The organism is Acidovorax sp. Leaf160, assembly GCF_001424265.1.
GTDB lineage: Bacteria > Pseudomonadota > Gammaproteobacteria > Burkholderiales > Burkholderiaceae_C > Paracidovorax.
Genome location: NZ_LMOV01000028.1, coordinates 98,693 through 120,089, shown reverse-complemented (window position 1 = coordinate 120,089; position 21,397 = coordinate 98,693). Strand labels below are relative to the sequence as shown.

20 protein-coding genes are annotated in these 21,397 nt (G+C 70.1%); 13 read left to right on the top strand and 7 right to left on the bottom strand.

All coding sequences use genetic code 11. From position 1 onward, the window contains the following. Positions 1-122: 122 nt before the first annotated feature. The 3 genes from ASF94_RS18920 to ASF94_RS18910 form a co-directional block, all read right to left on the bottom strand. Positions 123-1,130: a tripartite tricarboxylate transporter substrate binding protein gene (locus ASF94_RS18920; protein ID WP_056670204.1), complete on the bottom strand. Its 1,008-nt coding sequence runs from the start codon at positions 1,128-1,130 to the stop codon at positions 123-125. A 152-nt stretch (positions 1,131-1,282) separates the two neighbouring features. Beyond that, entirely contained in the window at positions 1,283-2,272 is a 990-nt protein-coding gene (locus tag ASF94_RS18915) for a lipase secretion chaperone (protein WP_056670201.1), read from the bottom strand. Positions 2,273-2,276: 4 nt separating this feature from the next. Continuing rightward, positions 2,277-3,248, bottom strand: coding sequence for a triacylglycerol lipase (locus ASF94_RS18910; RefSeq protein ID WP_056670198.1), 972 nt, complete (start codon positions 3,246-3,248; stop codon positions 2,277-2,279). Between the two features lie 164 nt (positions 3,249-3,412). On the opposite strand from ASF94_RS18910, the gene ASF94_RS18905 reads away from it, so the two are divergent. From ASF94_RS18905 to lnt, 4 genes are all read left to right on the top strand, one after another. After that, positions 3,413-3,895: an Lrp/AsnC family transcriptional regulator gene (locus tag ASF94_RS18905; RefSeq protein WP_056670197.1), complete on the top strand. Its 483-nt coding sequence runs from the start codon at positions 3,413-3,415 to the stop codon at positions 3,893-3,895. Between the two features lie 251 nt (positions 3,896-4,146). Then, positions 4,147-4,905, top strand: coding sequence for a GNAT family N-acetyltransferase (locus tag ASF94_RS18900; protein ID WP_056670196.1), 759 nt, complete (start codon positions 4,147-4,149; stop codon positions 4,903-4,905). 145 nt (positions 4,906-5,050) lie between these two features. Next, complete coding sequence (locus ASF94_RS18895; RefSeq protein ID WP_056670193.1) at positions 5,051-5,950, top strand: HlyC/CorC family transporter; 900 nt, start codon at positions 5,051-5,053, stop codon at positions 5,948-5,950. Beyond that, positions 5,950-7,581, top strand: a complete 1,632-nt coding sequence (lnt, locus tag ASF94_RS18890) for an apolipoprotein N-acyltransferase (protein ID WP_082493417.1) — start codon at positions 5,950-5,952, stop codon at positions 7,579-7,581. Before ASF94_RS18895 ends, lnt begins: the two co-directional genes overlap by 1 nt. Positions 7,582-7,588: 7 nt before the next feature. On the opposite strand, the gene ASF94_RS18885 is transcribed toward lnt, so the two are convergent. Continuing rightward, positions 7,589-8,512, bottom strand: a complete 924-nt coding sequence (locus ASF94_RS18885; protein WP_056670190.1) for a LysR family transcriptional regulator — start codon at positions 8,510-8,512, stop codon at positions 7,589-7,591. 224 nt (positions 8,513-8,736) lie between these two features. Between ASF94_RS18885 and ASF94_RS18880 the strand changes: the two genes are divergently transcribed. The 9 genes from ASF94_RS18880 (at position 8,737) to ASF94_RS18840 (ending at position 18,542) form a co-directional block, all read left to right on the top strand. Continuing rightward, on the top strand, positions 8,737-9,849 hold the full coding sequence (locus ASF94_RS18880) for a type II asparaginase (RefSeq protein WP_056670186.1): 1,113 nt from the start codon (positions 8,737-8,739) through the stop codon (positions 9,847-9,849). Positions 9,850-10,165: 316 nt separating this feature from the next. Then, a complete protein-coding gene (fabA, locus tag ASF94_RS18875; protein WP_056670184.1) occupies positions 10,166-10,708 on the top strand; it encodes a 3-hydroxyacyl-[acyl-carrier-protein] dehydratase FabA in 543 nt (180 codons plus the stop codon). Continuing rightward, a complete protein-coding gene (fabB, locus tag ASF94_RS18870) occupies positions 10,705-11,931 on the top strand; it encodes a beta-ketoacyl-ACP synthase I (protein WP_056670181.1) in 1,227 nt (408 codons plus the stop codon). Before fabA ends, fabB begins: the two co-directional genes overlap by 4 nt. Before the next feature lie 222 nt (positions 11,932-12,153). Further along, on the top strand, positions 12,154-13,116 hold the full coding sequence (gene glyQ / locus ASF94_RS18865; protein WP_056670179.1) for a glycine--tRNA ligase subunit alpha: 963 nt from the start codon (positions 12,154-12,156) through the stop codon (positions 13,114-13,116). Positions 13,117-13,140: 24 nt separating this feature from the next. Next, entirely contained in the window at positions 13,141-15,312 is a 2,172-nt protein-coding gene (glyS, locus tag ASF94_RS18860; RefSeq protein ID WP_056670176.1) for a glycine--tRNA ligase subunit beta, read from the top strand. A gap of 82 nt (positions 15,313-15,394) precedes the next feature. Continuing rightward, a complete protein-coding gene (locus ASF94_RS18855; protein WP_056670173.1) occupies positions 15,395-16,006 on the top strand; it encodes an HAD-IIIA family hydrolase in 612 nt (203 codons plus the stop codon). 88 nt (positions 16,007-16,094) lie between these two features. Next, complete coding sequence (locus tag ASF94_RS18850) at positions 16,095-16,877, top strand: 1-acyl-sn-glycerol-3-phosphate acyltransferase (protein ID WP_056670171.1); 783 nt, start codon at positions 16,095-16,097, stop codon at positions 16,875-16,877. Positions 16,878-16,880: 3 nt separating this feature from the next. Then, positions 16,881-17,948, top strand: a complete 1,068-nt coding sequence (locus ASF94_RS18845; RefSeq protein ID WP_082493416.1) for a M48 family metallopeptidase — start codon at positions 16,881-16,883, stop codon at positions 17,946-17,948. A 114-nt stretch (positions 17,949-18,062) separates the two neighbouring features. After that, the gene (locus ASF94_RS18840) at positions 18,063-18,542 is read left to right on the top strand and encodes a rhodanese-like domain-containing protein (RefSeq protein ID WP_156382599.1); all 480 of its coding nucleotides are present in this window, start codon (positions 18,063-18,065) and stop codon (positions 18,540-18,542) included. A gap of 112 nt (positions 18,543-18,654) precedes the next feature. Here ASF94_RS18840 and ASF94_RS18835 read toward each other — a convergent pair whose 3' ends face one another. From ASF94_RS18835 to ASF94_RS18825, 3 genes are read right to left on the bottom strand one after another with little or no spacing between them, the layout of a single operon-like run. Next, the gene (locus ASF94_RS18835; RefSeq protein WP_056670167.1) at positions 18,655-19,065 is read right to left on the bottom strand and encodes a GtrA family protein; all 411 of its coding nucleotides are present in this window, start codon (positions 19,063-19,065) and stop codon (positions 18,655-18,657) included. Positions 19,066-19,070: 5 nt separating this feature from the next. After that, positions 19,071-20,456 (bottom strand): NAD(P)/FAD-dependent oxidoreductase, encoded by a 1,386-nt coding sequence (locus tag ASF94_RS18830; RefSeq protein WP_056670165.1) that lies wholly within the window; start codon positions 20,454-20,456, stop codon positions 19,071-19,073. Next, on the bottom strand, positions 20,456-21,394 hold the full coding sequence (locus tag ASF94_RS18825; protein ID WP_056670162.1) for an NAD(P)-dependent oxidoreductase: 939 nt from the start codon (positions 21,392-21,394) through the stop codon (positions 20,456-20,458). The genes ASF94_RS18830 and ASF94_RS18825 overlap by 1 nt, the downstream gene beginning before the upstream one ends. Positions 21,395-21,397: the final 3 nt, after the last annotated feature.

Sequence of the window (21,397 nt, the reverse complement as noted above, 5' to 3'; positions counted from 1 at the left end):
GTTCTGAGCGAATCGCATTCGCCCCGGGCCTGGGCAAAGCGCTGCCTGCCCCCCGAGCCCCGATGTCGACCCGCTCAGCCCGGTCGAAAGCCGGCGGCAAAGACGCGCGGCGTCGGGCCGGCTCAATCGGTCTTGATCTTCGCGGCCTTGATCAGAAAGCCGTACTTGCTGTGCTCCGACCGCACGAAGCTGCCGAAGGCGCCGAGGGTCAGCTCCTCCGGCTCCAGTCCCATGGCCTTGAACTGCTCGCGCACCGAGGCGGTCTGCATGGCGGCGGAAAACGCGGCGGCGTACTTCTGCGCCGCCGCCTGCGGCAGCGCGGCCGGTGCGAACAGGCCGAACCAGGTCGACACGTTGAAGCCCGGCACCTCGCTGTTGATGCTGGGCACCTTGGGCAGCTCGTCGTCGCTGCCGAGCGAGGTGACACCCAGGGCCACCAGCTTGCCCGAGCGGATCAGCGGCAGCGACGAGGCCAGGTTGTCGAACGCCAGCGCCACCGCGCCGTCCTGCAGGGCCTTCAGCGTCGGACCCGCGCCCTGGAAAGGGGTGTGCGCCATGCGCGTGTTGGTGAGCGACTTGAACATCTCGCCGGCGATGTGGCCGATGCTGCCGTTGCCGCCCGAGCCGTATTTCAGCGTGTCGGGGTGGGCCTTGAGGTACTTCACCAGGTCGGTGGTGGACTTGATGTCCAGCCGCTGCGCGAGGCCCGCTTCCATCACCAGCACGTTCGGCGTGCGCGCCACCAGGGCGATGGGCGTGAAGTCGGCGACCGGGTCGTAGGGGAAGGGCTTGGCCAGCCAGGGGTTGACCGCGTGCGTGGCCACCGCGCCCATCACCAGCAGGTTGCCGCCGGCCGGCGCCTTGGCCACCATTTCTGCGCCGAGGTTGCCGCCCGCGCCCGGCTTGTTCTGGACGGCGACCGGGCCGAGCTGCGCGGCCGCTGCCTTCGCCAGGATGTGCGCCGTCTTGTCGAGCGGCCCGCCGGCGGGGTAGGGCACCACGATGCCGAGCGGTGCGCCGGGGTTCTGCGCCAGCGCGAGGCTCGCGCCGGTGGACAGCGCGGCCGCCAGCAGCCCGGGCGCGAGGTACGGCAGGGCGGCCAGGGAAGATGGACGGTGGCGGCGCGGCATGGGTCTCCTGGTCTTCGGATCGGGCGAAGGGCGGAGTATAGGGAGCGGTGTCGCGCCGTGCCGCTGCGGGCGTGCCGGTCGGCGGAAAGGTGATCGGGAGGGCGCCCGCAGGCGCTGCCCTGCCGGCGCGACCGGGGGGCGCAGCCCTGCCGTCAGCCGCCCGGCTGCATGCTGCGCAAGGCGAGTGCCGCGTCCACGCGCAGCCGCTCCTCGGGCGTGAAAAGCTGCTGGCGCACCTGCTCGATCGCGGGGTCGCCCGGCGGCCTGGCGGACTGCGCGTGCCGGTAATGGCCCAGCCGCTGCTGCCAGTCGCGCTCCTCCCGGTCGCGCGCGGCCAGCGCCTGGGCGGCCGCCTCGCCATAGCGGGCGCTGCGTTCCGCGAAGCGGGTGGCGTCGTCCGCGTTGCGCGCCTGCAGCGCGGCCGTCTGCTGCGCCACGCCCAGCTGCGCGCTGGCGGCCTCGCGCTCGGCGCGCCGGGCAGCCGGCAGCGCAGCTTCGGCGGCGTGCATCGCCTGGGTTCGCGCTTCGGCGGTCAGGCTGCGGTCGGCGTCGATCGCCATGCGCGCCAGGGTGTGGCGGTCGAGGGCGGCCTCTTCCGCGAAGAGTGCGTCGTATTCGGCCGGCTCGAAGAACTGCTGGCGGATGCCGTCGCGGGCAGCCATGGCCTCGCGCACCGCGCCCGCATCCGACAGGTCGGCGGGCGGGGTGATCCGGCCCAGCGCGGAGCGGTAGTCCACATAGCGCAGCCCCAGCGCCAGCGCGCGTTCGCGCACGTCGGCGCCGAAGTGCGCGTCCACCAGGGCCCGCAGCCGCCGCTTGATCTCGGCCGGGTCGCTGGTGTCGCCGGCCTGCAGCGCGGCATTCAGCCACGCGTCGATGGCATAGCGCAGGCCGGGCCGCAGCAGCGGATCGGCCAGGGGGCCGTCCGGCCGGCCGGCGGAGCCCGGCGCCATGAACGGGTCGGCGGAGGACGCACCCCGCGCCACCGCCTGGCCGGGGGCGGCCGGCGAGGGGCTCAAGGCGTGCAACCCCCGGGGCAGGCCGCCTTCGCCCGGTGTCCGGCCAGCCCACCAGCCGCCGGCGCACAGCGCCAGCGCGGCCGGCAGGGCCCACGCGGCGTGACGGCGGTGCGCGGCAGCCATGGCCTCAGAGCCCCTGCTGCTTCAGGCGATGGGCCTGCTGGCGGTAGAGCGTGACCGGATCGACGGAGAACAGGTCGCGCAGGCCCACGAACTGGTTGATCTCGTCCAGGTGGTTCTGCCGATAGTCGCCCAGATGCGTGCCCAGCCGTGACGAGCAGGCCGACACCAGGCCGTCGTTGGCTTCGCCGAAGACGCGCGAGAGCAGCAGCAGCGGGCCGTCGCTCGGGTCCAGCGGATGGGTCAGCGGCTGCGTGCCGGTCCACGAGTAGTAGCGCACGCCGTTGACCACCGATGCCCCGTCGCCGCAGCCGTCGGGAATGCCCTGCGGAAAGCGCCGGTTGAAATCGGCTGCGCCGGCGGTGGACAGCGACTCCAGCGCTGCCTTGGGCTGCTGCGGCTGGCCGGAGGGCGACCCCGCCAGCAGCGCCAGGAACTGCGCGAAGCCCTTCACGGCGGCATTGGCGACCGACTCCTGCACCGAGCCCGGCGGCAGCGTGCCGCGCACCGCGTCGGCCACGCGCGAGCCGCGGTTCACGCCCCCCACGGTGGTGACCGAGGCCACCAGCTGCGGCGCCACGCCCGCCACGTAACGGGCGGTGGGGCCGCCGTGGGAATGGCCGATCAGGTTCACCTGGTGCGCACCGGTGATGGCCAGGATGTCCTTGACCTGGGCCAGCAGCTGTTCGCCGCGCACCTCGGTGCTGTGGGCGCCCGAGACCTCCGCCACGAACACCTGCGCGCCATCGCGCTGCAGCGCCTGCGGAATGCCGTAGAACATGTCCACCCCCAGCAGCGACTTGAAGCCGAAGAGGCCGTGCACTAGCACGATCGGGTAGCGCGTCTGCGTGTAGCCGGAGCCGGTCGGCGCGGGCTGCGCCTGTGCGGCAGGCGCAGAGGTCAACGACAGCAGGGCGGCCAGCGCGGCGCCGACGGTCAGCGTGCCGAGCCGCCCGCAGCGGTGGAGGATGGCGTGCATGGGTGTCTCCCGAGGTAGTGACGGACAGCGAAAAAAGAACGACCGTTCTTTTCTTCGGCAGGCCATTATTTCCGGCGGGTCGCGCCCGTCGCATCGGGGACAAACCCGCGGATGGGCGGCGGGCCGCTCGCCAGCGGCCCCACGGGTTTCTAGAATCCTGCGCCATGGAAGCCCCACATGCACTCGACCGGCTCGACCGCGCCATCCTGCGCTGCCTGCAAGCGAATGGCCGCGAAACCTACGACGTGATCGGTGAGCGGGTGGGCCTGTCGCCCAGCGCCGTGCTACGCCGCGCCAAGCGGCTGGAAGATGCCGGCGTGATCGACCGCTACGTCGCCCTGGTGCAGCCGGAGGCGGTGGGCCTGGGGCTGACGGCCTACCTGAACGTGCGGCTGGAAAAGCACACCGAAAGCCACAAGCGCAACCCGATGGACCTGTTCCGCGCCAGCGTGCAGACCTGGCCCGAGGTGGTGGAATGCGCCGCGCTGACGGGCGAGATGGACTACCTGCTGCGCGTGGTGGTGGCCGACATGGCGCACTACAGCCGGTTCATCATGGACACGCTGCTCAAGCACCCGAGCGTGCAGGACTGCAAGACCAGCTTCGTGCTGGACCGGGTCAAGGCCACCACGGCAGTGCCGGTCTAGTTGTGGGTGTCGGTATCCGGAGGTGACCTCCGGCGGAGCCGGCCAGGCCGACCGCCCGACCGCCTGGGACCGGGTGACGCGCAGGCGACAGCGGCGCGATTCAGGGCTGGGCTCGAAGTGCTATAAAAAACATAGCTAAAGGCCGAGAATGGATGGGCGCCAGGGCTGGATTTGATGGGGAATGTGGCTTGCGGTGAGCCTTTGCCGCTGCGCGGCGCGAACCTAGGGAAAACCCTAAAATCGCCACCATCATGCTGTCTTCCCCTGACTGGATCCGCACTTCCTGGCACGCTTGCCGCAATCTGCTGCGGGCGCGGCTCGCGGTGCATCGGAGGGAATCCATGCCATCGGCCTCTTCGTCTGCTGCCTCCTCCTCGTCGTTCGGCGTGTCGGTGCCCATCCGTTCGCTGGGGCCCCAGCACCGCGAACGCATCGCCCAGCACCTGCTGGCGCTGGAGCCCAACGACCGCTATCTCCGCTTCGGCTTTGCAGCCACCGACGAGCAGGTGCGCCGCTATGCCGAGCAGCTCGACTTCGAACGCGACGAGATCTTCGGCATCTTCAATCGCCGGCTCGACCTGATCGCGACGGCCCACCTGGCCTTCGCCGCGCAGCCGGGCCATCCGGGCTGCGCCGAATTCGGCGTGTCGGTGCTGCGCCGGGCGCGGGGCCGGCGCTTCGGCGCACGGCTCTTCGAGCGCGCCGTGATGCATGCGCGCACGGCGGGGGTGAGCATGGTGTTCATCCACGCGCTGTCGGAGAACACGGCCATGCTGAAGATCGCCCGCCGCGCCGGCGCCACCGTCCGCCGCGACGGCTCGGAGTCGGAGGCGTACCTGGAGCTGAGCCCGCCCGGACGCGGCACGCACATGGCCGAACTGATGACGCTGCACTACGGCGAGGCCAACTACCAGCTCAAGAAGCAGGCGCGGCAGTTCTGGAAGTTCCTCTCGGGCGTGCAGGAGGTGCGCCAGGGCGTGCGCAGCGGCCGCCACCGGGCCGCCGAATAGCCACCGCGCCCGGCTGCCCAGGCGGCGGGCGGCCGCGGTCCTGGTGCCCGCGCGACACGCCGGACGCAGGCGCGCCAGGCACGGCCAGGGCGATCCGCTATCCTTGCGGCTTGTTCAACGACGGCACGTCCTGCATTCCAAGACCGTGGCAGATCCCCACCCGGGGCGCCCTTCCGACCGGGAAGACAAGCGCACCTTCCTGCAAAAGCTCATCGAATTCATCCACCCCGGACCGGATTCGACCGACGAGCTGATCGCCACCCTGGCCGAGGCCGAAACCAACGATGTCATCAACGCGGACGCCCGCGTGATGCTCGAGCGCGTGCTGCTGATGGCCGAGATGACGGCCAGCGACGTGATGGTCCCTTCGACCCGCATGGACCTGCTCGACATCGGCGCGCCGCTCGAAACCCTGGTGAACCAGGTGATCGACACTGCGCATTCGCGCTTCCCGGTGTTCCAGGACGAGCGCGAGAACATCATCGGCGTGCTGCTGGCCAAGGACCTGCTCAAGCTGCGGCGCGCGCCTGAACTGAACATCCGCGCGCTGTTGCGCCCAGCCGTCTTCGTGCCCGAGAGCAAGGGCCTGAACGACCTGCTGCGCGACTTCCGCAGCACGCGCAGCCACATGGCGGTGGTGATCGACGAATTCGGCCGCGTGGCCGGCCTGGTCACCATCGAGGACGTGCTCGAACAGATCGTCGGCGAGATCGAGGACGAATTCGACATTCCCGAAGATGCAGGCGACATCTTCCGCCTGGCCGACCAGACCTGGCGGGTGAGCGGCGACACCTCGGTCGAGCGGGTGGCCGAGGCCTTCGGCGTGGTGCTGCAGGCCAGCGACCCCGAGGAAGAATTCGACACCATCGGCGGGCTGATCGTCCACGAGCTGGGCCGCATGCCGCGCAAGGACGAGCCCGTGGTGCTGGGCGGGCTGCAGTTCGTCGTGCTGCATGCCAAGGGCGGCGCGGTGCGCTGGTTCAAGGTGTCGCCCGCGACGGACGCTGACATGGCCGCAGCGGCCGGCACGGCTTCCTCCGGCTGATGGGCGCCCCGGCCGCTGCCGCGCGCCTGGGCGCGACCGTTCCCGGCGACCTCGTCCACGCTGCGCCGTGGCGGCGCCTGCTGCCCTGGCTGGCGGCGGGCATCGCCGGCCTGGCGCAGGCCGCGTCCATCGCCTGGCCCTGGGGCGGGCAGCCGCTCTGGTGGCTGCAGGTGCTGTCGCTCGCGCTCCTGGCGCGGGTGCTGGTGACGGCGCCCGTCGGCCGGCGCGCGGCGGCGCTGGGCTGGCTGTTCGCCACCGTGTGGCTGTCGGGCACGTTCTGGTGGCTGTTCATTTCCATGCATACCTATGGCGGCCTGGCCGCGCCGCTGGCCGTGCTGGCGGTGGTGGGGCTGGCGGCCTTCCTGGGCAGCTACTACGCCGTCGCCGCAGGGTGTTTCAGGGCTCTGGCGCCCAGGAACAGGGCGCTGTCTGCTCTTGTTTTCGCAGCATTCTGGCTGCTGGCCGAACTGGCCCGCGGCATCTGGTGGACGGGCTTTCCGTGGGGCGCGGGCGGCTATGCGCATGTGGACGGGCCGCTGGCCGTGCTGGCGCGCAGCCTGGGCGTGTACGGCATCGGCTTCGTCGCCGCCGCGCTGGCCATGGGCATCGCGCTGCTGCGCCGCGCCGATGCGCGCCGCCGGGGCGTCTGGGTGCTGGCGACCGTTGCGCTGCTGGCCTGGGCGGCGCTGACGGCCCAGCGGCACTGCGCGGTGGAGATGTGCCACACCGGCATCGAGCCGCCGCGCACGCTGTCGCTGGCCTTGCTGCAGGGCAACATCCCGCAGGACGAGAAGTTCCAGCCCGGCAGCGGCGTGCCGCTGGCATTGCGCTGGTACGCCGACCAGCTGAACGGCGCCACCGCATCGCTGGTGGTGGCCCCGGAAACCGCCATTCCCCTGCTGCCCCAGCAGCTGATGCCCGGCTACCTGGAGGGCATCACCGCCCGCTACGCCAGCGGCGGGCAGGCCGCGCTGATCGGCATTCCGCTGGGCAACGGCGAACTGGGCTACACCAATTCGGTGCTGGGCTTCGCGCCCGGGCAGGGCACGCCGTACCGCTACGACAAGCACCACTTGGTGCCGTTCGGCGAATTCGTTCCGCCCTTCTTCCGCTGGTTCACCGAGCTGATGAACATCCCGCTGGGCGACTTCAACCGCGGGGCCGTGGGCCAGCCCTCCTTCGACTGGCAGGGCGAGCGCATCGCGCCCAACATCTGCTATGAGGACCTCTTCGGCGAGGAACTGGGCGCGCGCTTTGCCGATGCGTCCACCGCGCCGACGGTGATGGTGAACCTCAGCAACATCGGCTGGTTCGGCGACAGCCTGGCCATCGACCAGCATCTGGCGATCAGCCGCATGCGCGCGCTGGAGTTCGAGCGCCCCATGGTGCGCGCCACCAACACCGGCGCCACCGCCGTCATCGACCACCGGGGCGTGGTGACGCACACGCTGGCGCCGCACACGCGCGGCGTGCTGGCGGCCGAGGTGCAGGGGCGCAGCGGCGCCGTCACGCCGTTCGCCTGGTGGGTGTCGCGCTGGGGGCTGTGGCCGTTCTGGGCGCTGGGCCTGGCGGTGGCGGGCGCGGCGTGGGCGGCGCGGCTGCGGCGCCGGCAGCCGCCACCTTGGGGCTGATCGGTCCTCACCCCGCCGGTTGGGCGTGGAGCCGCGCCAGCGCCCGCCCGAGCAGGCCGGGCAGCGAGGCCAGCAGCGCCGCCGCCTGACGGTCGGGCGGCCAGCGGGTCGCGTGATAGGCGTAGAACGGAATGGGGGGCAGGTCGCGCACCGGCACGGCCGCCATGGTGGCGGCGTCCAGGTTGCTGGCGGTGAGGAAGTCCACCATCGTCCAGCCCATGCCGCGTTTGACCAGCTCCAGCGCCAGTTGCGACGTCTGCACCTGGATGCCCAGCTCCTGATGCACGCCCAGCTGGCGCGCCAGTTCCGCCATGTGCGGGCGCATGGGGTCGTCGCCCAGCAGCGGAATCATGGGCGTGTTGGCCAGGAAGGTGATCGGGTCGGACCGGTTCACGCGCACGGCGCGCTGCCAGATCTCGCGCGTGATGGCGATGAAGAGCGGCCCGCTGACCAGCATCTCGCTGTGCACCTGCGGGTGCGGGTGCGGGTAGAAGCCCAGGCCGACATCGACCGCGCGCGTGAGCAGGGCCTGCGCCATCTGGTCCTGGTGCAGGGTGCGCACCTCGATCTGCACGCGCGGCGCGCGCAGGGCGTGCTGCTCCAGCACCGTCGGCAGGAATTCATGCGTGACGGAGGGAATCGCGGCGATGCGCACCAGGCAGCCTTCGGGCTGGCGCAGGTTGAGGGCGGTGTGGCGCAGCTCGTCCAGCTGGCGGTGGATCTGGCTGGAGACGGCGAACAGCGCCTGCGCCTCGGGCGTGGGCACCAGCGTGCCGCGCACCCGGCTGAAGAGCGGGTAGCCCAGCTGCAGCTCGGCATGGGCGATGGTCTTGCTCACGGCCGACGGCGTGATGCGGATCAGGCGCCCGGCCGCGCTCATGTTGCCGGTCTGCATGACCGCCTGGAAGACTTCGAGTTGCCGCAGGTTCATGGAGGGCTCAGTAAGGCGGGCAGTGTTTTCCCGGATATGACTCCCGGTCACACCCGCGCGGCGATTATTCCCCACCGGCCTCTCAGTGCCTCCCTACCATACGGCACCCGCGGCGATCGGCGCGGGGGCGCAAGCCGGGCCTGCGGCGGGGCCGATCCCGCCACAGGCCCGGCTTCGCCGCACCACAACGAGCTATTCCTGACCCTTCTGGAGGATCGACATCCATGTTCTCGCACCTGAAACTCAAGCGCCTGCTGGCCGGCGCCGCCTTTGCCGCCTGGGCCATCGCCGCGCCCGCGCAGCAGCTGGCTCCCGCCGCGCCAGCCGCGCAGCCGGCCGTCGTGGTCGCCAAGCCGCAGGTCGTGGTGCTGGCCACCGGCGGCACCATCGCCGGGGCGGGCGCCTCGGCCACCAATAGTGCGTCGTACGCCGCGGCCAAGGTGCCCGTCGACAAGCTGCTGGCCGGCCTGCCCGAACTGGGCAACGTGGCCACGGTGCGGGGCGAACAGGTGTTCCAGATCGCGTCCGAGAGCTTCACCAACGCGCAGCTGCTGGCGCTGGGCAAGCGCGTGTCCGCACTGGCCAAGCAGCCCGACGTGAATGGCATCGTCATCACCCACGGCACCGACACGCTGGAGGAGACCGCCTACTTCCTGAACCTGGTGGTGCGCACCAGCAAGCCCATCGTGGTGGTGGGCTCGATGCGGCCGGGCACCTCGCTGTCGGCCGACGGCGCGCTGAACCTGCTGGACGCGGTGACCGTGGCCGCCAGCCCGGAATCGGCCGGCAAGGGCGTGCTGGTGACGATGAGCGACGAGATCCAGAGCGGACGTGACGTGACCAAGGGCGTCAACATCAAGACCCAGGCGTTCCGCAGCCAGTGGGGCCCGCTGGGCATGGTGGTGGAAGGCAAGAGCTACTGGTTCCGCGCGCCGGTCAAGCGCCACACGGCGCAGTCGGAGTTCAACATCGACGAGATCGACACGCTGGCGCCGGTGGAGATCGTCTACGGCTACGGCAACGTGCCGCGCTCGACGGTCGAGGCCGTGGGCCGCTCGGGCGTGAAGGCGCTGATCCACGCCGGCACCGGCAACGGCTCGGTGGCCGACCGCGTGGTGCCCGCGCTGCAGGAACTGCGCAGCCAGGGCGTGCAGGTGGTGCGCTCCTCGCGCGTGGCCGACGGCTTCGTGCTGCGCAACGCCGAGCAGCCCGACGACAAGTACGACTGGGTGGTCGCGCACGACCTGAACCCGCAGAAGGCGCGCATCCTGGCGGCCGTGGCCCTGACGCGCCCGCAGACCAGCCAGGAACTGCAACGCATCTTCTGGCAGTACTGAGCCGCCGCAGCCAACGCGGGGCAGCGCGCCACCCCGGCGAAAAGCCCGCGATTCCTGTCGACAAAAGCCCCATCCGGGGCTTTTGTGGGTTCTGGCCTACCGATGCGGCCGCGCATCGGAGGCAGGATCGGTGAAGTCCCTTGTCCCTGGCGGATGCCCGGGCCATCGGCACCCTGGATAATGCAGGGCGGCAACCCGGCACAATATGGGCCCCGATGCGCGGGTCGCCTGGCGGCGCCCTTCGGTTTTTTGCGAATTTTTTATCTCCCACCCCTCCCCCGCGACGGCAAGGCGCCGATCTGGAGCACGACTGACAATGGCTGATTCCTTTTCCTATGAACAACTGATCGCCTCGGGTGAAGGCCGGCTGTTCACCCCCGACAGCGGCCGCCTGCCGCTGCCGCCCATGCTGATGTTCGACCGCATCACGCACATCGATGCGGATGGCGGCGCCCACGGGCTGGGAAAGATTCGTGCCGAACTCGACGTCAAGCCCGACCTGTGGTTCTTCGACTGCCATTTCCAGGGCGACCCCGTCATGCCCGGCTGCCTGGGCCTGGACGCCATGTGGCAGCTGATCGGCTTCTACCTGACCTGGCTGCAGCTGCCCGGCCGCGGCCGCGCCCTGGGCGCGGGCGAGGTCAAGTTCACCGGCGAAGTGGGCCCGAACGTCAAGCTGGTCACCTACGAGATCGACATCAAGCGCGTCATCAAGCGCAAGCTGGTCATGGCCATCGGCGACGCCCGCCTGCTGGCCGACGGCCAGGAAATCTACGTGGCCAACGACCTCCGCGTGGGCCTCTTCAAGCGTGAAGAAGACGGGAAGAACGGAGCACCCGCAGCGGGAGCCACGGCATGACCAGCAAGAAGCGCGTCGTCATCACGGGTGCGGGCATCGTCTCGTGCATCGGCAATGACCAGCAGGCGGTGGTGCAGTCGCTGCGCGAAAGCCGCTCCGGCATCCGCGCCATGCCCGAGTTCAAGGAGCTCGGCCTGCGCAGCCAGGTGGCGGGCATCCCCCAGATCGACCTGGACGCGCTGATCGACCGCAAGCTGCGCCGCTTCATGGGCGACGCGGCGGCCTACGCCTATCTGTCATTGAAGGACGCCATCGCCCAGTCGGGCCTGGCGCCCGAACAGGTCTCGAACCCGCGCACCGGCCTCATCATGGGCTCGGGCGGCGGCTCGCCGGCCCACCAGATCGAGGCCGCCGACACGCTGCGCTCCAAGGGCATCCGCCGCGTCGGGCCCTATCAGGTGACGCGCTGCATGGGTTCCACCGTGTCGGCCAACCTGTCCACGGCCTTCGCCATCAAGGGCATCAACTTCTCGATCACCTCGGCCTGCAGCACGTCCGCGCACTGCATCGGCATGGCGGCCCAGCAGATCGCCTTCGGCCTGCAGGACGTGATGTTCGCCGGTGGCGGCGAAGAGCTGTCCTGGGGCCTGGCCACGCTGTTCGACGGCATGGGCGCCATGTCCTCCAAGTACAACGACACGCCCGAAAAGGCATCGCGCCCCTACGACGTGGACCGTGACGGCTTCGTGATCGCCGGCGGCGGCGGCGCGCTGGTGCTGGAAAGCCTGGAGCATGCCCAGGCCCGTGGCGCCACCATCCTGGGCGAGATCGTCGGTTTCGGCCTCTCGTCGGACGGCGAGGACATGGTCGCGCCTTCGGGCGACGGCGCCATCGCCTGCATGCGCCAGGCCGTGGCAGAAGCCGGCGGCGGCCCCATCGACTACGTCAACACGCACGGCACCTCCACCCCGGTGGGCGATCTGCCCGAGCTGCGCGCGCTGCGCGAGGTCTTCGGCGACCAGGTGCCTCCGTTCTCGTCCACCAAGTCGCTCACCGGCCACTCGCAGGGCGCCACCGGCGTGCAGGAGGCGATCTACTGCCTCTACATGCTGCAGGAAGGCTTCATCGCCGGCTCCGCCCACATCGAGAACCTGGACCCGGCGGCCGAAGGCATGCCCATCGTGCGGACCTCGCGCGATGCCGAGCTGACCACCGTGCTGTCCAACAGCTTCGGTTTCGGCGGCACCAATGCCAGCCTGGTGCTGCGCCGCTGGACGGCCTGAGTGACGCGGCAACGCACCGACCGGGTGTGTTGCTATGAAAATAATAGCTGCATGCGCCTGTATACCGGGCGCTTGTGGCTATTTTTGCTTTGAACCGTCGGGCCGCAGTCCGCCGCGCAGGCACCGTCGGCCGGGCCTCGTAAAATCGGCGGTTCCGCGCGCGCCCGCCCGCGTGCTTTTCTCCCTCATCCACCGCATGGCCCCGGCCATGCCAGAACACGCATGTTGACCTTCCAGCAAATCATTTTGAAGCTGCAGTCGTACTGGGCTGAACAAGGCTGCGCGCTGCTGCAGCCCTACGACATGGAAGTCGGCGCCGGCACCTCGCACACCGCCACCTTCCTGCGCGCGCTGGGCCCCGAGCCCTGGAAGGCCGCCTACGTGCAGCCCAGCCGCCGGCCCAAGGACGGCCGCTACGGCGAGAACCCCAACCGCCTGCAGCACTACTACCAGTACCAGGTGGTGCTGAAACCCGCGCCGGCCAACATCCTGGAGCTGTACCTGGGCTCGCTCGAAGCGCTGGGGTTCGACCTGAAGAAGAACGACATCCGCTTCGTGGAAGACGACTGGGAAAATCCCACGCTGGGCGCCTGGGGCCTGGGGTGGGAAGTCTGGCTCAACGGCATGGAGGTGACGCAGTTCACCTATTTCCAGCAGGTCGGCGGCATCGACTGCAAGCCCGCCACCGGCGAGATCACCTACGGCCTGGAGCGCCTGGCCATGTACCTGCAGGGCGTGGACAACGTCTACAACCTGACCTGGACCGACGGCCTCAGCTATGGCGACGTGTACAAGCAGAACGAGGTGGAGCAGTCCACCTACAACTTCGAGCATGCGGACGCGGACTTCCTCTTCACCGCCTTCAACGCCCACGAGAAACAGGCCCAGCACCTGATGCAGCAGCAGCTCGCCCTGCCGGCCTACGAGCAGGTGCTGAAGGCGGCGCACAGCTTCAATCTGCTGGACGCCCGCGGCGCCATCAGCGTGACCGAACGCGCTGCCTTCATCGGCCGCATCCGCAACCTGGCGCGCGCCGTGGCCAAGAGCTACCTGGACAGCCGGGCGCGCCTGGGCTTCCCCATGGCGCCCAAGGACTGGGCCGGCGAGGTGCTGGCCGACCTGGCCCGTGCCGAGCAGCAGCAACAGCAACAGCAGCACAACAACAACAACAAGAAGGCCGCCTGAGGCGCAGCGCGGAGTACCCAGCACATGACCTATCCCAACCTCCTCGTTGAACTGTTCGTCGAAGAACTGCCTCCGAAGGCGCTGCAGAAACTGGGCGACGCCTTCGCCGGCGTGCTGTTCGAGCAGCTCAAGGCCCAGGGCCTGACCGATACCGGTGCGCGCTTCACGGCCTATGCCTCGCCGCGCCGGCTGGCCGCCCACATCACCGAAGTGGCGCCCGCTGCCGACGACAAGGCCGTTTCGCACAAGTTGATGCCCGTGGCCGTGGGCCTGGCCGCCGACGGCTCCCCCACGCCCGCATTGCTGAAGAAGCTGGCCGCGCTGGGCGCCGATGCTTCGGCCGTGCCGAGCCTCGCCCGCGTGAACGACGGCAAGGCCGACGTGCTGTTCTACAACAGCACCGCCCGCGGCGCGACGCTGGCCGACGGCCTGCAGAAGGCGCTGCAGGAAGCCATCGCCAAGCTGCCCATCCCGAAGGTGATGCGCTACCAGCTGGCCGACGGCTGGAGCAGCGTGAACTTCGTGCGTCCCGCGCACGGCCTGGTGGCGCTGCACGGCACCGAGGTGCTGCTGTCGGTGAAGGCGCTGGGTCTGTCGGCCGGCAACACCACGCAGGGCCACCGCTTCGAGGCGGCCGTGGACCCGGTCGTCATCCAGAGCGCCGACAGCTATGCCGAGCAAATGCAGCGTGAAGGCGCCGTTATCGCGAGCTTCGCCGAACGCCGCGCCGAGATCGTGCGCCAGCTGCAGGCGGCTGCCGAGCGCGTGGGCGGCGGCGTGCGTCCGATCGACGACGACGCGCTGCTGGATGAAGTGACGGCCCTGGTCGAGCGCCCGAACGTGCTGGTCTGCGAGTTCGAGAAGGAATTCCTGGACGTGCCGCAGGAGTGCCTGATCCTCACCATGAAGGCCAACCAGAAATACTTCCCGCTGCTGGACGCCGCCGGCAAGCTGACGCACCAGTTCCTGGTGGTGAGCAACATCAGCCCCTCGGACGCCAGCGCCGTCATCGGCGGCAACGAGCGCGTGGTGCGCCCGCGCCTGGCCGACGCCAAGTTCTTCTTCGACCAGGACCGCAAGAAGACGCTGCACTCGCGCGTCGAGGCGCTGGGCAAGGTCGTCTATCACAACAAGCTGGGCACCCAGGGCGAGCGCGTCGAGCGCGTGCGCGCCATCGCCCGCGCGATCGCCGGGCAGCTCTTCGAAGGCATCGGCACGCAGAACCCCGAGCTGGATTCGCCCGACGGCGAGATCGCCCGCGACTATCTGCTGTCGTGCGTGGACACCGCCGCGCTGCTGGCCAAGACCGACCTGGTCACCGACATGGTGGGCGAATTCCCCGAGCTGCAGGGCATCATGGGCGGCTACTACGCCGCCAACGACGGCCTGGCGCACGAGGTGGCCCATGCCATCGAGGACCACTACAAGCCGCGCTTCGCCGGCGACGACCTGCCGCGCGAGAACGTGGGCGTGATCGTGGCCCTGGCCGACAAGCTGGAGACGCTGGTCGGCATGTTCGGCATCGGCAACCTGCCCACCGGCGACCGCGACCCGTTCGCGTTGCGCCGCCACGCGCTGGGCGTGATCCGCATGCTGGTGGAGAAGGAATTGCCGCTCGACCTGCAGGCCGTGCTGGCCAGCGCCGTGCCGGCCTTCGGCAGCAAGATCGAGGATGCGAGCACGCCGCTGGCCGATTTCATCTACGACCGCCTGGCCGGCAGCCTGCGCGAGCAGGGCTACAGCGCCCAGGAAGTCGACGCCGTCATCGCCCTGCGCCCGCAGCGCCTGGCGCTGGTGCAAAAGCAGCTGGCGGCGGTGCGCGCCTTCTCCAAGCTGCCCGAGGCGCCGGCGCTGGCCGCCGCCAACAAGCGGGTGGGCAACATCCTGAAGAAGGCCGAGGCCGAAGGCCCGGTGGACCCGCACGTCAACCCCGACCTGCTGCAGGAAAAGGCCGAGCAGGACCTGTACGCCGCGCTGCAGCGCTTCGTGCCCGAGGCCGATGCGCAGTTCGAGGCCGGCGACTTCACCGCCAGCCTGCAGACGCTGGCCGTGCTGCGCGCGCCAGTCGATGCGTTCTTCGACGACGTGATGGTCAATGCCGAGCAGCTGGACCTGCGCCTGAACCGCCAGGGGCTGCTCAAGCGGCTGCACGTGGCGATGAACCGCGTGGCCGACCTCTCGCGCCTGGCGGCCTGACGCGGCCCGACGACGCTCGTCGCCCCGCACCGCCTTGCCGCCCCTCGCCGTCCACCGTCCGTCAACCCACGAGCGCCGTGCCATGAAAATCGCCATCCTTGACCGTGACGGAACGCTCAATGCCCTGGGCGACGAGGAGTTCATCGCCTCGGAAACCGACTGGCACCCCGTGCCCGGCGCCTTCGAGGCCCTGGCCCGGCTGAACCGGGCGGGCTGGCACCTGGTGGTGGCGACCAACCAGCCGGGCCTCGGGCGCGGCCTCTTCGACGTGCTGGCGCTCAACGCCATCCACGCGCGCATGCACCGGCTGATGGCGGCGGCCGGCGGGCGCATCGACGCGGTGTTCTACTGTCCGCATGCCGACAGCGAGCCCTGCACCTGCCGCAAGCCCCTGCCGGGCCTGATGGAGCAGATCCGCGACCGCTACGGCGTGGAAGGCGGCGACGTGGTCGCCATCGGCAGCTGCGCGATCCACCTGCAGGCGGCTGCGGCCATCGGGGCGCGGCAGCTGCATGGGGTGTGCACCGGCCGCGCGGCCGATCTCTCGCCTGGCCAGCCCGTGCCGCAGGACTGGCCGGCCGGCACCCGCCTGCACGCCAGCCTGGCAGCGCTGGTGGACGCCCTGCTGGAGGCCACCGCCGCACCCCGCCCGGGCGATGCGCCCGATGCGGGCGGACTGCTCGTGGCCGTTTGATGCTATTGAATCGATAGCTGCCTGCGCTTCCAGACGGGGCGCCGGAGCCCCGAAACCCTTCACCACCGCGCGCTCAAGCGAATCCGCCATGGCTTTTCTCGCGTCTCTCCTTCACCTGTTGTGGATGACCGTCACCGTGGTGCCCTACACGCTGGCGATCCTGGTCGTGCGGGCGTTCGGTGGCCACAGCCGGTCCCGCTACCGCATCGCCCGCGCCTGGCTCAAGCTGAGCGTGGACGCGGCGCGGTGGTTCATCGGCATCCGCACCCGCGTGACAGGCATGGAGCACCTGCCGACCGACCCGTCGCAGGGCGTGGTGCTGCTGGTCAAGCACCAGTCCACCTACGAGACGTTCCTGATGCCGGCGATCATGCCGCGGCCGCTGGCCTACGTGTTCAAGCGCGAGCTGCTGCGCATTCCGTTCTTCGGCTGGTCCATCGGCAGCCTGGACATGATCCACATCGACCGGGGCCAGCGCGCCGAGGCCTTTGGCAAGGTGCTGGCCCAGGGGCGGCGGCTGCTGGCGCAGGGCACCTGGGTGATCATGTTCCCCGAGGGCACGCGCGCCGCGCGCGGCGAGCGCGGCCAGTACAAGAGCGGCGGCGCGCGCCTGGCCATCGAAGCCGGCGTGCCGGTGGTGCCGGTCGCGGTGACGTCCGCCAAGGTGTGGCCGCGCAAGGCGTTCGTGAAGCGGCCGGGCACGGTGGACGTGTCCATCGGCCGCGTCATCCCGACCACCGGCCGGTCGCCCGACGAGCTGATGCGCGAAGTGGAGGAGTGGATCGAGGCCGAGATGCGCCGGCTCGACCCCGAGGCCTATGCGACGAACGGTGCCGCGGCGGGCGCGCGGCCCGGGCAGGCGGGGCGCTGAGCCATGCAGCGGCTGGTGCAGCTGGCGCTGGATCTCTGGGGCGGCGGCACCCCTGCGTCCCCGGGGCCCGGTGACGAGCCGCCTGCCTCTGCGCCGCCTGCCTCTGCGCCGCGTGCGCCGGCGGCGGACACCCCGCCGGCCACTTCAGAGCCCAATCGGGCTCCGGCGCTTGATGCAGTTGGTTCTGATGCTATAAAAAAGATAGAAAATCGCCATCTCCCCGCTGGCACCCGGCCGGCGGTTGCGCCCGCGGCCGAGCCCCTGGGCACCCTGCTGACCCCGGCCATCTTTCGCCATCCCCGCGCCCAGCGCGAGGTGCTGCTGGGCGACGCGCTGGTCGGCTACGCGCTGCAGCGCGCCCGGCGCCGCAGCATCGGCTTCACCGTCGGCCCGGACGGCCTGGCGGTGCGCGCGCCCGGCTGGGTCACCATTGCCGGCATCGAGCAGGCGCTGCACGACAAGTCGGACTGGATCCTGCGCAAGCTGGCGGAAGCCCAGGTGCGGCAGGACAAGCAGGCCAGCGGCCGCATCGTGTGGCGCGATGGGGCCGTGCTGCCGTACCTGGGCGCGCCGCTGACGGTGGTGCTGGACCCGACGCACGGCTTCACCGGGCAGGGCGCCGCGCTGTTCGAGCCCGGCAGCGAGGGCCAGCGAGAAGGGGAGGGCAGTCCGCTGCCGGGCCGCACCCTGCGCGTCGGCCTGTCGCGCAGTGCGTCTGCGGAGCAGGTGCGCGACGCCGTCCAGGCCTGGCTGATGCGGGATGCGCGCAGCCATTTCACGCGCCGGCTCGACCATTTCGCGCCGTTGCTCGGCGTGCGCTGGACGCGGCTGCGGCTGTCGAGCGCGGAAACCCGCTGGGGCAGCGCCAAGACGGACGGCTCCATCCGCCTGAACTGGCGGCTGCTGCACTACGCGCCGGCGGTGATCGACTATGTGGTCGCGCACGAGCTGGCCCATCTGCGGGTGATGGACCACAGCCCGCGCTTCTGGGACACGGTGGCCAGCGTCATGCCCGACTACGCCGGGCTGCGCAACCAGTTGCGCGACCAACCGGCGCCGCTCTGGGATTGACGGGTGGCTGGTGGGGGGTGGCTGGTGGCTGGTGGCTGGTGGCTGGTGGCGCGCCTGGGCCGGCTTGACCATGCCGCGGTGGGGGCTGGCGAAGCCTCTGACAGAATGCGGCGCATGACCCCGATCCCCACCGACGCCGCTGCTTCTTCTTCGTCTTCGTCATCCGATGCTGCTTCGCCTGCGCTGGAGGCTCCTCGGCCCGCCGACGGCTATGCGGGCGACGTGTCGCCGCAACTGGCCTGGCACTGGGTGCAGTCGGGCGAGGCCGTGCTGGTCGACGTGCGCACCGACGCGGAGCGCGACTGGGTCGGCTTCGTGCCCGGTGCCATCGCCGCGCCCTGGAAGCACTGGCCCGGCATGACGCCCAACCCGGCCTTCGACGACACCCTGCGCGCGGCCGTGCCGCCGGGCGGCAAGGCGGTGCTGCTGTGCCGCAGCGGCGTGCGCTCGGTCACCGCGGCCCGGCGCGCGGCGGAACTGGGTATCGCCGCCTACAACGTGCTGGAAGGCTTCGAGGGCGATCCCGACGAGAACGGCCACCGCAACCGCCGCGGTGGCTGGCGCTTCCACGGCCTGCCGTGGCGACAGGGCTGACGGGCGTTCTGGCGGGCTGGCCTTGCATCGGATGACGAGGCGCAAGGCCGAAGACCGTGCTGCAGCATGGCGAGGCGAACCAAGGCCGTCAGGCGGTTGAGGGCAGAGCCGATCAGTCCCGGTTGGAGAACGACCAGCGCTTGTGCCCCAGGTAGCTGGTGAAGACGGGCACCACCACGCCCACGCCATGGGCGATCTCGCGCACGAAGCGATCCACGCCCAGCGCCGGCAGCAGCCACTGGGCCAGCAGCATGCTCACGGCCCAGGTCTGCGCCACGGCCACCAGATTGACCAGCACGAAGAACAGCACGGACTTGTGCGTCTGCTGGCGGCTGTCGGTGAACACGAAGGCCCGCGCCAGCACGAAGGCGGTGACCATGCCCACGCCATAGGCCAGCACCACGGCCCAGGAAAAAGGCATCCACTGGTTCAGCACGATGCGCGCCCCGAAGTTGGCGAGCGCGGCCAGCCCGCCCGTCACCAGGAAGGCCACGAACTGGCGGGATCGGAACAGGGCCAGCATGGGATTCAGGCGCCCGCCTGGAGCGTCGTGGACGTGGCGGGCGTGATGGACGCTGCCGGCGCTGCGGCGGCAGCGTCCCGCGCCATGCGCCGGCCGAAGCCGATGCTCTCGGAAATGCCACGGTCCTCGGGGTAGTAGTAGGACGTGTCGGCCACCCACAGGCCCTGCACCGGCAACTGCACGGGCGGCAGGCTGTCCAGGTAGTTGGGCGGGCAGATCGGCTGCGCGTAGCGGTAGCGGCTCGCGCGCATCGCGAGGAAATCCTCGTCCTGCAGCGCGGGGTTGATGGTGCGCAGGTAGCGGCGCACCTTGTCGAGGAAGGCCTGGTCGGGCTCGGCGTACTTGGGGTGCTCGCCGGGCATGTAGAACGGCACGTAGACGATGGATTCCGGCAGGGGGCGCAGGTTGCTGTATTCCACCAGGCCCGGAATGTCCATGTCCGGATCGTTCACGTTGAGCCAGAAGTTCCCGGTGAGGGGCTTGCGCAGCTTGGCGATCACGCAGACCACGGCGATGTTCTTCAATGCCGCGAAGCGCGAGAGCACGTCCTGCGGCAGGTCCGGCATCAGGCGCGGCACGAAGGGCAGGGGCACGGTGCTGATCACCTTGTCGAAGGCCTCGAAACCCTGCGCCGTTTCCACGCCCTGCACGCGGCCTGCGTCCATACGCACCCGGGTGACGGGCGTGGAGAGGCGGATCTCGCCGCCGTGCGCGCGGATGTCCGCGGCCATGCCGTCCAGCAGCGTGGCGGAGCCGCCCTCGAGGTGGCCGAGCTTTTCCTGCATGAGGCTGTAGCGCGAGCGGCCGATGCGGCGGATGCGGCTCCAGATCCAGGCGGCCGAGAGGTTGCCCGTGTGCTCGTAGAACTTGTATTCGAAGAGGCGCCGCCATAGCACCTCGTAGGCCTCCGCGCCCACCCAGCGGCGGATCCAGCCCGTGGCCTCGACGCCGTCGAGCGGCTTCCAGTCGTTGCGCTTGGTGGAGAGGAACGCGTGCAGGCCGTAGCGGAACTTCGCCACCAGCCCCAGGCCCTGGAAGCGCAGCAGCGCCACCGGGTTGCCCCAGGCCTGCAGGCGCTTCTGGAACCAGTAGCCCATGCGTGTGGCGCGCCAGCGCATCTTTTCGCCCAGGCCCAGCTCGTCCAGCACCTGCAGGAAGTCATGGTCGGAGGTGCAGTGGAAGTGGTAGTAGCGCTCGATCGGCAGGCCGTCGAAATCAAACATCGCGGTCATGCCGCCCACGCGGTCGTCGGCTTCGAACACCACGGGGCGGTGGCCGTCGCGTGCGAGCTGGTAGGCCACGGCCAGGCCCATGGGGCCGGCGCCGAGCACGGCGATGCGCTGGCCGGGCGTGGCCTGGGGTTCGGCGCAAGAGGAAGCGGTGGCGTTCATCAGAACTCCAGCACCACGCGGCTGTACTCCGGGTGGTGGAAGGTTTCGTGGATGGCCTCGGCGAAGGGTGTGGCGCGCACACCGAAGATGCCCGGCCAGTCGATCACCTCGAATTCGTCGTGCGCCACCAGGGCCTTGAGCTGGTCGGCGGTGAAGGGCGGGTCGCGGTCGAACAGCGCCCACACTTTCAGCAGCAGGTAGAAGAGCCCGTAGGGGATCTTCACGATGGCTGCCTTCGCGCCCGTGGCGGACTTGATGGTGCGGATGATGTCGATGTAGTCGACCTTCTCCAGCCCGGTGATGTTGAACACGCCGCCCACGCGGCGTTCCTCGATGCAGCGCACGATGATGCGGCAGAAGTCCGCCGCGTAGAGCGGCTGGCGCATGTAGCGGCCGCTGCCGGGAATGGGGAACACCGGCACCTTGCGCATGAAGCGCGACAGCCAGCCCAGGTGCTTGCGGTCGAACCAGCCGAACATCAGCGTGGGCCGCAGCACGATGCAGGGAATGCCGCTGGCCAGCACCATCTCTTCCTGCTTGCGCTTGGTATCGGTGTAGTGGTCCTGCGCGACCGACTCCACCACCGACGAGCTGATGTGCACGGTGTGCGGAATGCGGTGCTGCTGGATCAGCGCGAGGATGTGCTGCGTCGAGGTGAGGTTGTTGCGCACGAAGGGTTCGAGCTGCGGGGCGCCGATCTGCGCCTGCAGCATCACCACGGCGTCGGCTCCCTCGAAGTGGCGCGCCCAGTCGCCGGGCTCGGCCAGGTCGGCCAGTTCGGTGACGATGTCCGGATGCATCTGGCGCAGGATGGCGAGGTTGGCCGTGTGCTTGTCGATCACCACCAGGTTGTGGAAACCGTGGAGCTTCAGGTGGGCGACGAGGTTTTGCCCGACGAGGCCGGCGCCGCCGGGGAGAATGATCTTGGGTGAATGCATGGC

What these genes read in the sequence shown, in the direction of transcription:
- ASF94_RS18845 (WP_082493416.1), top strand. Translation starts at nt 16,881, where the DNA reads ATGCAGCGGCTGGTGCAGCTGGCGCTGGATCTCTGGGGCGGCGGCACC.
- fabA (WP_056670184.1), top strand. Translation starts at nt 10,166, where the DNA reads ATGGCTGATTCCTTTTCCTATGAACAACTGATCGCCTCGGGTGAAGGC.
- lnt (WP_082493417.1), top strand. Translation starts at nt 5,950, where the DNA reads ATGGGCGCCCCGGCCGCTGCCGCGCGCCTGGGCGCGACCGTTCCCGGC.
- glyS (WP_056670176.1), top strand. Translation starts at nt 13,141, where the DNA reads ATGACCTATCCCAACCTCCTCGTTGAACTGTTCGTCGAAGAACTGCCT.
- ASF94_RS18840 (WP_156382599.1), top strand. Translation starts at nt 18,063, where the DNA reads ATGACCCCGATCCCCACCGACGCCGCTGCTTCTTCTTCGTCTTCGTCA.
- ASF94_RS18825 (WP_056670162.1), bottom strand. Translation starts at nt 21,394, where the DNA reads ATGCATTCACCCAAGATCATTCTCCCCGGCGGCGCCGGCCTCGTCGGG.
- ASF94_RS18920 (WP_056670204.1), bottom strand. Translation starts at nt 1,130, where the DNA reads ATGCCGCGCCGCCACCGTCCATCTTCCCTGGCCGCCCTGCCGTACCTC.
- ASF94_RS18900 (WP_056670196.1), top strand. Translation starts at nt 4,147, where the DNA reads ATGCTGTCTTCCCCTGACTGGATCCGCACTTCCTGGCACGCTTGCCGC.
- ASF94_RS18850 (WP_056670171.1), top strand. Translation starts at nt 16,095, where the DNA reads ATGGCTTTTCTCGCGTCTCTCCTTCACCTGTTGTGGATGACCGTCACC.
- ASF94_RS18905 (WP_056670197.1), top strand. Translation starts at nt 3,413, where the DNA reads ATGGAAGCCCCACATGCACTCGACCGGCTCGACCGCGCCATCCTGCGC.
- ASF94_RS18830 (WP_056670165.1), bottom strand. Translation starts at nt 20,456, where the DNA reads ATGAACGCCACCGCTTCCTCTTGCGCCGAACCCCAGGCCACGCCCGGC.
- ASF94_RS18855 (WP_056670173.1), top strand. Translation starts at nt 15,395, where the DNA reads ATGAAAATCGCCATCCTTGACCGTGACGGAACGCTCAATGCCCTGGGC.
- ASF94_RS18880 (WP_056670186.1), top strand. Translation starts at nt 8,737, where the DNA reads ATGTTCTCGCACCTGAAACTCAAGCGCCTGCTGGCCGGCGCCGCCTTT.
- ASF94_RS18910 (WP_056670198.1), bottom strand. Translation starts at nt 3,248, where the DNA reads ATGCACGCCATCCTCCACCGCTGCGGGCGGCTCGGCACGCTGACCGTC.
- ASF94_RS18835 (WP_056670167.1), bottom strand. Translation starts at nt 19,065, where the DNA reads ATGCTGGCCCTGTTCCGATCCCGCCAGTTCGTGGCCTTCCTGGTGACG.
- ASF94_RS18885 (WP_056670190.1), bottom strand. Translation starts at nt 8,512, where the DNA reads ATGAACCTGCGGCAACTCGAAGTCTTCCAGGCGGTCATGCAGACCGGC.
- ASF94_RS18915 (WP_056670201.1), bottom strand. Translation starts at nt 2,272, where the DNA reads ATGGCTGCCGCGCACCGCCGTCACGCCGCGTGGGCCCTGCCGGCCGCG.
- glyQ (WP_056670179.1), top strand. Translation starts at nt 12,154, where the DNA reads ATGTTGACCTTCCAGCAAATCATTTTGAAGCTGCAGTCGTACTGGGCT.
- fabB (WP_056670181.1), top strand. Translation starts at nt 10,705, where the DNA reads ATGACCAGCAAGAAGCGCGTCGTCATCACGGGTGCGGGCATCGTCTCG.